Source organism: Sutterella megalosphaeroides, from assembly GCF_003609995.1.
Classification (GTDB): domain Bacteria; phylum Pseudomonadota; class Gammaproteobacteria; order Burkholderiales; family Burkholderiaceae_F; genus Sutterella; species Sutterella megalosphaeroides.
The window spans coordinates 441,017-453,077 of record NZ_AP018786.1 but is presented as its reverse complement, the minus strand read 5'-3'; the positions used below and the strand labels follow the sequence as shown (position 1 = coordinate 453,077).

The window sequence follows — 12,061 nt, the reverse complement described above, 5'->3', positions numbered from 1 at the left end:
GGAATTTCGGGGTGTAGCTCAGCCTGGTAGAGTACTACGTTCGGGACGTAGGAGTCGGAGGTTCGAATCCTCTCACCCCGACCAGGTTTCCAAAGGCACCGCACGCAAGTGCGGTGCCTTTTTGTTTGTCCGCTCGAAACGCACTCAACGGAGAATCGGCATGCCCTATCTGCTCGGCCTTACGGGCGGCATCGGCTCGGGAAAATCGACGGCCGCGGCCGCCTTCGCGCGGCTCGGCGTTCCTGTCGTCGACGCGGACGCGCTCTCGCGCGCCGTCACGGCTGCGGGAGGACGCGCGATCGAAGCGGTTCGCGCGCATTTCGGCGACGCCTTCATCACGCCCGAAGGCGCCATGGACCGCTCGGCCATGCGCGAACTCGTTTTTTCCGACCCCGAAAAGCGGCGGGAGCTCGAACGGGTGCTTGCCCCCCACCTCGAAGCGGAAATTTCCGAAGGGATCCGGGCGGCGCTCGACGCTGCGCGCGAACGCGCGCTCCCTTACGCGCTCTTCGATTGTCCGCTCCTTGCGGAGCGCCCCGCCTGGCGCAAGGCCTGCGCGAAGGTCCTTGTCGTCGACCTTGCCGAAGAGGAGCAGATCGCCCGCGTGATGTGCCGCTCGCACCTCCCCGAATCCGCGGTTCGCGCTATTCTCGCCGCGCAGGCCTCGCGCGCCGAACGGCTTGTGATTGCCGACTACGTCCTCTACAACGGCGGCACGCCCGAAGCGCTCGAACGGGCCGTCCAAACTTTGCATACAAATTTCCTTTCGGCCTGCGGGTAATTCCCATTTTCCATACGGCGGCGTGTGGTATTTTTGGAACATGCGCCTTTGCGCCGAAAGCCGCCGTCCGCAGGCCTTTCGGCGAGTTCGCCCCCCGTTTCCATCCGCCGCGCACGTCCCCTCACGAGCGACGTCCCGCCCATCTCCTTCGGCCCCGACATGACTCTTTCGTCCGTCAACTCGATCGAACAGCCTGATGCCTCCGAGAACACCGCGGGCTTCATGCTTTACGAGTTCCCGTGCAACGAAAAAATCCGCATGTATCTGCGGCTCGAGATGCTCTTCCGACGTTTCGACTGGTTCTGCGCCCAAGAGGAGCCGGTCGCGCACCATGCGGCGCTCTCGGCCCTCTTCGACCTCGTCGACGCGTCGGCCCGCTCGGATCTGCGCAACGAACTCATTCAGGAGCTCGTACGTCAGCGTCAGCACCTCGAAAACCTGCGCGGCAACGAAGCGGTGCGTCAGGACGCGCTGGAGCCCGCCATTGCCGAACTCTCGGAGTGCTGCCGCACGATTTCCAATACGGTCGGGCGCTCGGGTCAGGTGATCCGCGAAAACGAATGGCTGCAGCTCGTTCGCACGCGCCAGTCGATTCCGGGCGGCACGTGCGAATTCGACATGCCGATGCTCCACTACTGGCTCGCGCTTCGCCCCGAGGTGCGTCGCGAGGAGCTCCTCGGTTGGGCGCAGTCGATGTTCCCGACGCGGGACGCGATCCAGCTCGTGTTGCGCCTCCTGCGCGCTTCGTCCGTCGAACACTACTGCACCGCGATCGACGGCATGTTCCAAAAGCCCATGACGGGGCGCAACTACGCGCTTGCGCGCATCTGGATCCCGGAGGGCGACACGCTCATTCCGGAAGTGAGCGCGAACAAGTACATGCTCTGGGTGCGCTTCTCGCGCCCCGACCACCGCCGGCGCCTCCACGTCGTCCACGAGCGCGTCGAATTCCGGCTCGGCCTCTGCGGTTGAGCTCTTCCGCTCTTCTTTCTCGACGGCCTTCCGAATTCTTTTTCCTTTTTTCTTTCGGCCCGACGGCGTCGGGCCGCGTTCCTTTCCATGAAAGTCAAGTGTCCGACCTGCGGCGCCGAAGCCGAATATTCGCCCGCCAATCCCTACCGTCCCTTTTGCTCCGAACGCTGCCGCCTGATCGACCTCGGCGCGTGGGCAAACGACGAGTACCGCATCGAAGGGGAGCCGGGCTCCGCCGCCTCGATGAATCCCGAAGACTACGAGACCGCGCAGCGCGAAGCGATGATGCGCGCGATGGAAAAGCGCGCGAAGCGCCGCTGAGCCTCCGAGCCTTCGCGACCCGAACTCGCAAAAAGCCCGACCGAGACGCCTCGATCGGGCTTTTCTTTATTTGCGCGCCCCGAAAGGGCGCGCAACACGATTCGGGAAGCTCGCCGCCTCAAGGCTTCACGCCGTGAGCGCCCGCTTCCTGCCAACGGTCGAGCTCGGCCGCGGGAACGCCTTCCACATAGACGGGCAAGAGCGCTTCGCCCCCGCGCACGCACTCTTCAAAGGCCGCCTTCGGCACGATCACGAAGTCGAAGTCCATGGCGCGGGCCTTCATCACGTCGTCGAACGTTTCGGCACGGGCCCCCACGTAGCGGGCGTCGCGGTCGCGAACGACCGTCGCGCGCAACGCCGCGGTCGAAAGCACCGTCTGGTCTGCGCGCTCTTCGAAGACGTCGGGAAGTTCCGCACGGGCCACGATCGCGAGGTCCACGGGCAGGAGGAGCCCCGGCGTACGTTCGGAGGCCGAGAAGTAACCGAATTCCTGGCCTTCCTTGGCGACGGGCTCGCCCGTGAAGTCCTTCGAGCGGCGGAAGTGCAGACGCACGTGCGCGTGCTCGTAGCGGTGTTCCGTCACGAACCACGGCACGGAACGGCGCAACGTAATCCCGAGCTCTTCGTCGAGTTCGCGCTTCAGAGCGTCGTGCACGGTTTCGCCCGGTTCCATCTTGCCGCCCGGGAATTCCCAATAACCGGCATAGGGCTTGCCCTGCGGGCGGGAACCGAGCAACATCCGGCCGTCTTCACGAATCAGAACGCCGACGGCCACGTCGACGACGGGTTGAGTCATGGGGTGTCTCCTTGAGGGTTGCGACAACAGTTCATCTTACCCCGCCTGCGGCGGAATGAACGCCGTCACGCCCATTCCGACGCATCAGATCGGAAGCGGCATCATGACCGACGCACGCCCACGGCCGAAGGAAACGACGATGCGTGCGGGAAGTTTGGATGCGTCGGTCGCATCGCTTGCATCGGTCGCTTCGGCACCGATCCCTTCGAAGCGCACCGCAAGGCGAGAACGCTCGACGCCTTCCGAGACACGGAGCGAGAGCGCCACTCGAAAAACCCGCTCCCAGCCGGAGGGGCGCTCGGGCTTTCCGGAAGTCCGCAAAGCGCGTCCCGCCGCAACGGCCGCGGGCCAGAGACTCTCCGCGAGTTCATGGGCTTCCTTCGTCGTTTCCGCCCCTTCGACCGCGAGCATCGTGCGCATCCCGCGCACGAGCGCGCGCCGCCGCAGGGCGTCTTCCAGCAGATTCGTGAGGCCCGCCGAAATCGCTTCGACGCGCGGGTCGTCCCAGCGTTCGACGGGGGGCTGCGACGCGTTCCCGCTGCGTTCGACACCTTCGCCCGACGCCGTAATGACGAGCAGGTCGCCGGCCGTCCCCGCAGGATGGAGCCCCGCCCAAAGCTTAGGCGCCAGAGTTTCCGCAAAAACCTCCAAGACGTTTCGCCGTACGGGAAGCCCTACGTGAAGCCCGTGCACCGACGCGCGTGCGAGATCAACCGCGGGCGGCGTCTCCCAGAGGGAGAGTTCCGTATGCCCCTCGGGCATGCGAAAGGGCATGCGGCGCAGGGGGCCGAAAGGCGGGTCCGACTTCCCCGCCTCACGCGTTGCGACTTCTCGAAGGACGCTTGCGGCCCCGATGAGGGTGCCGACCTCGAGGGTCTCGCCGATCGGGCCGCCCGAGGCCCAGAGGAGGTCGCACCGTGCGAGGCCGAGCCGTCGTTCCCACTCAAAGCCGAGTGCTTCCGCGACACTTGTCGAGGCCGCACCGAGCCCTTCGGCCGCCGCCTCGGGCGTCACGATCACCGCCCGAAAGTCGGTACCGTCCCCGTTCGCACGGCGCTCGGCGAGTTCCCGCACGCGACCGTCGAGACCCAATCCGCCCCTCAGAGCGAAGACGCCCGTCCCCGACGCGGGGAGCGCCATCAGGGCAAGCCGCCCCTCGGGGTCGGAAAACCAGAGGGGATCGGAAGCGGCAGAAGCCGCCCGCCCGAAGGGGTTGTCGGAATGAGTCTGCGGGGCGCTCGGAGCCATCTGCGGAGCGGTGCGGGTCTTTCGCGAAAAGGGGTTCCACATACGAACGATTCCTTGCGGTTTCGGGGGCGGCGTCCGAGGTCGGGGCCTGCGGACGACAAAACGCCCGGAAGTCGTCGAACCGCCGGGCGTTTCTCATGCGTGCGGGGCCGAGCGAGCTCGGCTCCCGCGCCTTTCGGACCGATCAGGCGAGCTTGCCGTGGCAGTCCTTGAACTTCTTGCCGGAGCCGCAGGGGCACGGATCGTTGCGGCCCGCGTGCGCGAAGCGGCGGCGCATTTCGGCTTCGTCGGCCTGCATCGCGTCGAGGGCGCTGCCGCCTTCGTGGCGACCCGCAGCGGGGTCGGCCGCTTCCGCAGCCGTCTGTTCGCCCATCGCGATGGCCGTGTCGGTCGCTTCCTGCGCCTCTTCGGGCATCTTGATTTCGACGTGCATGAGCACCGAGACGAGCGTTTCGCGGATGCTGTCGAGGAGCTGCTCGAACATCGTGAACGCTTCGCGCTTGTACTCCTGCTTGGGCTGCTTCTGAGCGTAGCCGCGCAGATAGATCCCCTGACGCAGAGCGTCGAGCGCGGCAATGTGCTGACGCCAGAGCTGGTCGATCACCTGCAGAAGAACCGAGCGCGCGAACGCGGTGAAGGCGTCGTGCCCCACCAGGGTTTCCTTCGCGCCGTAGAGTTCGTTCACCTTCGCGACGAGCGCTTCGAGCAGATCTTCGTCCGTGGTCGAATCCGAGGCGTCGAGCATCTTCTGGAGGTCGATGTCGATCCCGAAGTCGTTCGTCAACTTCGCGGTGAGCCCCGGGAGGTCCCACTGTTCTTCGACCGTGTCGGCCGGCACGAACGAGCGGAAGAGGTCGCGGAAGTACCCTTCGCGCAAGTTCTTCACCATTTCCGAGCAGTCGGAGGATTCGAGGATTTCGTTGCGGAGACCGTAGATCTCGTGACGCTGGTCGTTCTGAACGTCGTCGAATTCGAGGAGCTGCTTGCGGATGTCGTAGTTGCGGCCTTCGACCTTGCGCTGCGCCGATTCGATCATGCGGGTGAGCATCTTCGATTCGATCGCGACACCCTCTTCGAGCTTCAAGCGGTCGGCAATCGCACGCATGCGTTCGCCGCCGAAGATGCGCAGAAGCTGATCTTCCATCGAGAGGTAGAAGCACGAGCTCCCCGGGTCGCCCTGACGGCCCGCACGGCCGCGGAGCTGATTGTCGATGCGGCGCGACTCGTGGCGTTCGGAGCCGATGATGCGCAAGCCGCCCGCGGCGACGACGCGGTCGTGTTCGACCTGCCAGTCGGCCTTGAGCTTGGCGATGCGCAGTTCGCGTTCGGCTTCGGTGAGCGTTTCGTCGTTGCGAACGTCGTCGATGTGCTTGTTGATACCGCCGCCGAGCACGATGTCAGTGCCGCGCCCCGCCATGTTGGTCGCGATCGTGACGATGCCGGAACGGCCGGCTTCTAGAACGATCTGGGCTTCCTTTTCGTGCTGCTTGGCGTTGAGCACGTTGTGCTCGATCCCTTCCTTCGTGAGGAGCTGCGAGAGCACTTCGGAATTTTCAATCGAGGTCGTGCCGAGCAGAACGGGCTGCCCCTTGGCGTGGCAGGCCTTCACGTCTTCGATGATGGCGCGGTACTTTTCGGCGACCGTACGGTAGACCTTGTCCTGTTCGTCGACGCGGACCATCTTGCGGTGCGTCGGGACGACCACCGTTTCGAGGCCGTAGATGTCCTGGAATTCATAGGCTTCGGTGTCCGCCGTACCCGTCATGCCCGAGAGCTTCTCGTACATGCGGAAGTAGTTCTGGAACGTGATCGAAGCCATCGTCTGATTTTCCTGCTGGATGCGCACGCCTTCCTTGGCTTCGACCGCCTGGTGAAGGCCTTCGCTCCAACGGCGGCCGGGCATCAGGCGGCCCGTGAACTCGTCGACGATGACGATTTCGCCGTTCTGCACGACGTAGTGCTGATCGCGCTTGAAGAGGTTGTGAGCCTTCAGGGACGCCATCAGGTGGTGCATGAGGATGATGTTCTTCGGCGAATAGAGCGATTCGCCTTCGGCGACGAGGCCGCGCTCGGAGAGGATGGCCTCGAGCTTTTCGTGACCGCTTTCGGAGATGTAGACCTGATGGGCCTTTTCATCCACCCAGTAGTCGCCCTCGCCCTTTTCTTCGGCCTGGCGCGTCAAAAGCGGCGGAATTTCGTTGATGGCGCGGTAGAGGTCCGTGTTGTCGTTCGCGGGCCCCGAGATGATGAGCGGCGTGCGCGCTTCGTCGATGAGGATCGAGTCCACTTCGTCGACGATCGCGTAGTAGAGACCGCGCTGACGACGGTTCGCGACGTCGTACTCCATGTTGTCGCGCAGGTAGTCGAAGCCGAACTCGTTGTTCGTGCCGTACGTGATGTCGGCCGCGTAGGCAGCCTTCTTCGTTTCGGTGTCCTGCTGCGTGAGAATCTTGCCGACGGAAAGGCCCAGCCAGTTGTAGAGGCGCCCCATCCAGTCCGCGTCGCGCGAAGCGAGGTAGTCGTTCACCGTCACGACGTGGCAGCCCTTGCCCGGAAGGGCGTTGAGATAGACGGCGAGCGTCGCGGTGAGGGTCTTCCCTTCGCCCGTGCGCATTTCGGCGATCTTGCCGTCGTTGAGCACCATGCCGCCGATCAGCTGCACGTCGTAGTGGCGCATGCCGAGCACGCGAACCGCGGCTTCGCGCACCACGGCGAACGCTTCGGGCAGGAGCTGGTCCGTCGTTTCGCCCTTGGCGATGCGTTCGCGGAATTCCCCGGTCTTGGCCTGCAATTCCTCGTCCGAGAGCGCCTTCATGGCGGGTTCGAGCTTGTTGATCGCTTCGCACTGGCGGCGATACTGCTTGATCAGGCGGTCGTTGCGGCTGCCGAAGATTTTGGTAAGGAGTTCGTCAAACATGGCTTCTACGGTTCTGAGCGGCCCCCTCGTCCCGTCCCGTCGAGTCCGCGACGCGGGGAGGTCCTCCGTGCGGGCCGAACCCGGTCCGCGCGCTGCTTAAGATGGTCGGACGACGTCCCTCGGGTACACTTGCACATCCCGGCAAGGCACCCGCGGCTCGATACGCCCTCGTCCCGGCACCCGCAGGCGCCGAGGGTAACTTGTCGATTATCGCATAGTCTGTTGGTGCGTTTCTCAGGGCTTGCGCGCAGTTGGAGGAGAGATCGTGAGCAGGAATTTGAAAGATTTCACCCGCCGCAAAGGCTTCCGGTCCATGGATCGGCTTCTCTCGGAAGAGGACGGTACGGCGCGCCTCATGTCGGACTTTCAGATCGCGCGCCGCGCGGGCGAGGTGATTCAGCCCGTCGTGAAGCCTTTCCGACTCGTGCTCGACTTCTCCCGGGGGCACACGCGCTACGAAGATCACACGCTCGTGTTGCTTGCGCAAAATGCGGCGCAATTGAACCGCCTGCGCCAGCTCGTACCGCGCATGCTTGCGGCCTTGGCCGTGAAGGGCCTTCCCGTTGCCGAGATCGACATTCGTATTGCGCCTCCCGCCGAACCCGAACCCGAACCCGTGCCGCCCGCTCCGCCTCGCGAGCATTCGATTGCGGCCTCGGCGCGCCTTCGCGCGCGGCTCGACGACTTTCACGATCCGGACCTGCGCGCGACGCTCGCGCGCCTCGCGGACGCGATCGCCCCGCGCCCCGAAGAGCGCACGGGACAGTTGCGTTCGGGGTTCGACGAAGCGGGGAACGACGCGCGGCATCTCCTCGAAGCGCTCGCGCGGCTGGAGAATCATCTCCCCGAAGCGCCCGACCCCCGGCTCGTGCCGACGGAAGAGGACGTGCAACACAAGCCCGAACTCGCGGGCGTGCGCGATCGGCTCCTTTCCAAACTCACGCGTCGCGTCGCGCTCGAAGATCGCCTCGGGCGCCTGAGAGCGCGCGCGGGCGACGAACTCCTCGCCGTCGAATCGGCGCGGTTTCAACTCGGGTTCGATTTCGAGGGCGATGCGGGGTCCGAGTCGGGGATGCCCGAACCGTCCGCCGACGACGTTGCGCGTCTCGAGCGCGACTATCTCGCGCTCAAGGCGCGGTTGCTCGACCTACGAAACGAAGTCGAGGCGCTTGAGAGCGCCATCGACCACTCGGCGCATTAACAACGGGCGGATTTCGGGGCTTTCGCCTTCTGGAGCCAGAAGTCGACCGGGCAGTCCCGGTCGTTTTCGAAGACCACTTCCGTCCAGCACTCGGGCTTTTTGAGGAGTTCGCGAAGCAAGAGGTTGTTGAGCGCGTGCCCCGACTTGTGAGCACGGTAGTGCGCGAGGAGCGGACGACCGAGCACGTAGAGGTCTCCCATGGCGTCAAGGATCTTGTGCTTCACGAATTCGTCCCCTTCGCGCAGCCCCTCGGGGTTGAGGATGCGGTACTCGTCCATGACGATCGCGTTGCCGAGCGAGCCCCCCTGGGCGAGCCCGAGGCGACGCAACATTTCCACGTCCTGCACGAAGCCGAACGTGCGGTTGCGCGCCACGGCCTGCTCGTAGGTCGTCTTCGAGAAGTCGACCTCCGAGAACTGTTCCGTCGCGTCGATTGCGGGGTGCCCGAACGCGATCGAGAAGGAGAGCTTGTAGCCCATGTGAGGCTCAAGCCGCGCCCACTTGTCGCCTTCGCGCACTTCGACGGGGGCGATCACCTTCACGAACTTCTTCGGCGCGTCCTGCTCGACGATGCCCGCCGAATGGAGCAGAAAGACGAAACTTGCGCCCGAGCCGTCCATGATCGGAATTTCGGGAGCGGTGACTTCGATCACGCAGTTGTCGACCCCGAGACCGCTCAGGGCGCTCATCAGGTGTTCGATCGTCGAAACGGCCGTCGACCCGATGTTGACGGTGGTCGCCATGCGGGTGTCGTTCACGTTGAGGGGTTGAGCCGGAATGTCGACGGGCGGATCGATGTCGGTGCGGCGATAGACGATCCCCGTGTCGGGCGCCGCCGGGAGAAGCCGCAACTTCACCTTGCGGCCCGAATGCAGCCCGATGCCGACGGTTTCGACGGCTTCGCCCAAGGTGCGTTGCTTGAAGTAGGTCATAACTTGCTCCCGAGCCGTCGCTCGTTCGAGGAATCCTTCGTTCGACGAAGGACGGCGCTCTCTATTGGAATTTCCGATGGTTTCTTCAAAGAAAGGGCGGCCCGTCCGTTCGGACGCAAGCCGCCTTTGCATTGCGGCGGGCTTTCGTCCGCCCGAGTCGGGGCGGGAAAGCGCGCCGCGCGAAGCGTTCGGGTCCGAGCCCGAAAGCGTTTCTCTTAGTTGTTGCCCGAGCGCAGGTAGCTCGGAATCGTGTAGCCGAAAGAGAAGGGATTCCCGTTCGAGCCCGACTGCTGACCGGCCTGCGGAGCGGCGGGCTGGGGCATCGAGGGCGTCGGAACGGCGGGCGCGATCCCCGGAGCCGCGGGCTGCGGCTGCACGGCGGGCGCCTGAGGCTGCGGTTCGGCAAAGGTCTTCGCCGGGTAGTCGGTCGGCGCAACGGCGGGGGCGCTCGGCGCCGCAGGCTTGCCGGGGGACACGACGAACACGTCCGAAGAAACGGGCTGTTCCGAGCCGGGACCGGGTTCGGCTTCGAACGGTCGATCGAGACCCGTCGCCACCACCGTGACGCGCACTTCGTCGCCCATTTCTTCCGAGAGGGCCGAGCCGAAGATCACCGTCGCCTGCTTGTGAACGAAGGTGTTCAGAACGCCCATGGCTTCGCGGATTTCCGCGAGCGTGAGCGAGTCGTTGCCCGTGAAGTAGACGAGCATGCCGCGGGCGCCCTGCAGGTTGGCGCCTTCAAGCAACGGACAGGCAATCGCCTTTTCGGCGGCGACGCGGGCGCGGTCCGGACCCGACGCGGTCGCGAGCCCGATGATCGCCGTGCCGCGTTCGCCCATCACCGTCTTGATGTCTTCGAAGTCGACGTTGATCGTACCCGGCGTATGGATGATTTCCGCAATACCGACGCAGGCCTTGTAGAGCACTTCGTTGCTCGTTTCGAAGCATTCCTTCATCGTCGCGTTGGGCGGGCATTCCTCTTCGAGCTTTTCGTTGAGGATGACGATCATCGAGTCGACCTTGTCCTTGAGGTTCTCGATGCCGAGTTCGGCCGTACGCATGCGGCGGGCGCCTTCGAAGCTGAAGGGCTTCGTGACGACGGCCACCGTGAGGATGCCCATTTCCTTCGCAATCTCGGCAATGACGGGAGCCGCACCCGTACCGGTGCCGCCGCCCATGCCGGCCGTGATGAAGAGCAGGTGAGCGCCGCGAATCGCTTCGGCCACCTGTTCGCGCTTTTCCTGCGCGGCAGCGGCGCCCACTTCGGGACGCGCGCCCGCGCCGAGCCCGGTGCTGCCGAGCTGGATGTTCACGTGAGCCTTCGAGCGCTGAAGGGCCTGGTGGTCGGTATTGGCCGCAATGAACTCAATACCCTTGGCGCCGTGCGCAATCATGTGTTCGACGGCATTGCCGCCGCCACCGCCGACGCCGATCACCTTGATCACGGTGTTCAGCGGATCAATCTCCTGCAGGATTTCAAAAGGCATCGTCGACCTCTTTTATTCAGAATTTCGAAATTATCGCTTAGATGAGCGAATCGCGCACGCCCCGCACATGCTTTTGCGGAGCGTTCGGTAGTTTTTTGTTACGGTTTTCAGAGAACCGCAGGTCTCGTATCGGGTGTTCTCAATAGTCTCCCACGAAGACGTTTCTCAGTCGACCGAAAAAGTTCGGCAAAGGTTTTTTCCCGTAGGAAGCGGTGTCGCTCAAGTCGCCCATTTCGGCGCAGCGGATGAGTCCCATCGCCACGGTCGCATCGGGTTGCAAAAGAACGGGCGTGTCGCCCTCGATGAATTGCGGACAGCCGATGCGAACGCGTTTCCCGAGCAGGCGGCCCGCGGCGACGTCGATCCCCTTGAGGCTCGCGCCGCCCCCCGTCAATACGACGAGTTCGATCGAATCGAAGACTTTCGCCTCGATGAGCGTGCGCCGATAGAGTTCGAAAAACTCCTTGACGCGCGCCTGGAGGGTCTTCGCGACGAGTTCGCGCAGATAAGGACGGGGGCGCTTCCCGGCCTGAACGATTTCGCCCGGGAGCACGCGATCGGGGTCGCAGGTCCCGGCCGACACCTTGAGCGCCTCGGCCTCGTCGAGTTCGACACCGAGCACCATGGCGATGTCGCGCGTGAAATATTCCGCGCCCCACGGGCGCACGTTCGAAAACGCGACGACCTCTTCGCGAAAGACCGCCATCGAGGTGGTTTCCGCGCCGATGTCGATCACGGCGGCGCCGCACGTTTTTTCCGTTTCGGTAAGCGTTGCCTGTGCGGCTGCCCAGGCGTGGGGCTCGTAGTCGACGAGTTCGAGACCCGAGCGCTGCATGCAGCGCTTGAGGTTTTCCGCGTTCGACGCGGACCCGTAGACCGCATGGACGAGCGCTTCGAGTTTCGATCCCGTCAACCCCACGGGGCTCCGGGGCGCGATGACGTCGCCCACGCGGTAGCCCTGCGGAATGAGCTTCACGAGGTCGCGCCCCTGACCCTGCTGGATCGCGTTCTGCCGGGCATTCACCTCCGCAAGCGTCACGTCTTCCTGGCGCACTTCGCGGCTGCGCGGCACGGCCGCGCCCGTACAGTTGTAGCTCACCTGCGTTTGGCCGCCGATCGAGCCCCAAACTCGGTCGATCTTCACGCCCGAGGTGTACTGCGCTTCGGAAACCGCCTTGCGAATCGAATGAACGGCCTCTTCGACATCGATCACCGTTCCCTGGCGAATGCCCTGCGAGCGCACGTTGCCGATCCCGAGCACGCGGTGAAATCCCTTGTCGTCGCCCGGACGGGCGACAACGCAGAGCACCTTGCTCGAGCCCACGTCGAGACTCACGATCACGTCGTTCGAATTGGTCGTCATGAAGTTTGGAATGTTGGAAATGCAGTCGTTCGAAGTCGGCCGC

Annotated in this window: 10 protein-coding genes and 1 tRNA gene; 5 read left to right on the top strand and 6 right to left on the bottom strand. The window is 64.4% G+C overall.

The window, feature by feature from the left end; genetic code table 11:
- Positions 1-7: 7 nt before the first annotated feature.
- The 4 genes from S6FBBBH3_RS02185 to S6FBBBH3_RS02170 all read left to right on the top strand — a co-directional run bounded on the left by S6FBBBH3_RS02185 (position 8) and on the right by S6FBBBH3_RS02170 (position 2,074).
- Positions 8-84, top strand: a tRNA-Pro gene (locus tag S6FBBBH3_RS02185).
- Between the two features lie 76 nt (positions 85-160).
- Positions 161-781 (top strand): dephospho-CoA kinase, encoded by a 621-nt coding sequence (gene coaE, locus S6FBBBH3_RS02180; RefSeq protein ID WP_120176217.1) that lies wholly within the window; start codon positions 161-163, stop codon positions 779-781.
- 159 nt (positions 782-940) lie between these two features.
- Positions 941-1,753, top strand: a complete 813-nt coding sequence (gene zapD, locus S6FBBBH3_RS02175; RefSeq protein WP_120177787.1) for a cell division protein ZapD — start codon at positions 941-943, stop codon at positions 1,751-1,753.
- An 87-nt stretch (positions 1,754-1,840) separates the two neighbouring features.
- Positions 1,841-2,074: a DNA gyrase inhibitor YacG gene (locus S6FBBBH3_RS02170; RefSeq protein WP_120176216.1), complete on the top strand. Its 234-nt coding sequence runs from the start codon at positions 1,841-1,843 to the stop codon at positions 2,072-2,074.
- Positions 2,075-2,192: 118 nt separating this feature from the next.
- On the opposite strand, the gene S6FBBBH3_RS02165 is transcribed toward S6FBBBH3_RS02170, so the two are convergent.
- From S6FBBBH3_RS02165 to secA, 3 genes are all read right to left on the bottom strand, one after another.
- A complete protein-coding gene (locus S6FBBBH3_RS02165; RefSeq protein WP_120176215.1) occupies positions 2,193-2,870 on the bottom strand; it encodes an NUDIX domain-containing protein in 678 nt (225 codons plus the stop codon).
- Between the two features lie 84 nt (positions 2,871-2,954).
- Positions 2,955-4,160, bottom strand: a complete 1,206-nt coding sequence (locus tag S6FBBBH3_RS02160; protein ID WP_120176214.1) for a hypothetical protein — start codon at positions 4,158-4,160, stop codon at positions 2,955-2,957.
- Positions 4,161-4,302: 142 nt separating this feature from the next.
- Positions 4,303-7,035, bottom strand: coding sequence for a preprotein translocase subunit SecA (gene secA, locus S6FBBBH3_RS02155; protein WP_120176213.1), 2,733 nt, complete (start codon positions 7,033-7,035; stop codon positions 4,303-4,305).
- 313 nt (positions 7,036-7,348) lie between these two features.
- Between secA and S6FBBBH3_RS02150 the strand changes: the two genes are divergently transcribed.
- On the top strand, positions 7,349-8,236 hold the full coding sequence (locus S6FBBBH3_RS02150) for a hypothetical protein (RefSeq protein WP_120176212.1): 888 nt from the start codon (positions 7,349-7,351) through the stop codon (positions 8,234-8,236).
- Here S6FBBBH3_RS02150 and lpxC read toward each other — a convergent pair.
- The 3 genes from lpxC to ftsA form a co-directional block, all read right to left on the bottom strand.
- A complete protein-coding gene (lpxC, locus tag S6FBBBH3_RS02145; RefSeq protein WP_120176211.1) occupies positions 8,233-9,168 on the bottom strand; it encodes a UDP-3-O-acyl-N-acetylglucosamine deacetylase in 936 nt (311 codons plus the stop codon). The genes S6FBBBH3_RS02150 and lpxC overlap by 4 nt on opposite strands.
- 215 nt (positions 9,169-9,383) lie before the next feature.
- A complete protein-coding gene (gene ftsZ / locus S6FBBBH3_RS02140) occupies positions 9,384-10,655 on the bottom strand; it encodes a cell division protein FtsZ (protein ID WP_232008815.1) in 1,272 nt (423 codons plus the stop codon).
- A gap of 139 nt (positions 10,656-10,794) precedes the next feature.
- Positions 10,795-12,018, bottom strand: a complete 1,224-nt coding sequence (ftsA, locus tag S6FBBBH3_RS02135) for a cell division protein FtsA (RefSeq protein WP_120176210.1) — start codon at positions 12,016-12,018, stop codon at positions 10,795-10,797.
- Positions 12,019-12,061: the final 43 nt, after the last annotated feature.

What these genes read in the sequence shown, in the direction of transcription:
- S6FBBBH3_RS02170 (WP_120176216.1), top strand. Translation starts at nt 1,841, where the DNA reads ATGAAAGTCAAGTGTCCGACCTGCGGCGCCGAAGCCGAATATTCGCCC.
- S6FBBBH3_RS02165 (WP_120176215.1), bottom strand. Translation starts at nt 2,870, where the DNA reads ATGACTCAACCCGTCGTCGACGTGGCCGTCGGCGTTCTGATTCGTGAA.
- zapD (WP_120177787.1), top strand. Translation starts at nt 941, where the DNA reads ATGACTCTTTCGTCCGTCAACTCGATCGAACAGCCTGATGCCTCCGAG.
- ftsZ (WP_232008815.1), bottom strand. Translation starts at nt 10,655, where the DNA reads ATGCCTTTTGAAATCCTGCAGGAGATTGATCCGCTGAACACCGTGATC.
- lpxC (WP_120176211.1), bottom strand. Translation starts at nt 9,168, where the DNA reads ATGACCTACTTCAAGCAACGCACCTTGGGCGAAGCCGTCGAAACCGTC.
- S6FBBBH3_RS02160 (WP_120176214.1), bottom strand. Translation starts at nt 4,160, where the DNA reads ATGTGGAACCCCTTTTCGCGAAAGACCCGCACCGCTCCGCAGATGGCT.
- ftsA (WP_120176210.1), bottom strand. Translation starts at nt 12,018, where the DNA reads ATGACGACCAATTCGAACGACGTGATCGTGAGTCTCGACGTGGGCTCG.
- coaE (WP_120176217.1), top strand. Translation starts at nt 161, where the DNA reads ATGCCCTATCTGCTCGGCCTTACGGGCGGCATCGGCTCGGGAAAATCG.
- secA (WP_120176213.1), bottom strand. Translation starts at nt 7,035, where the DNA reads ATGTTTGACGAACTCCTTACCAAAATCTTCGGCAGCCGCAACGACCGC.
- S6FBBBH3_RS02150 (WP_120176212.1), top strand. Translation starts at nt 7,349, where the DNA reads ATGGATCGGCTTCTCTCGGAAGAGGACGGTACGGCGCGCCTCATGTCG.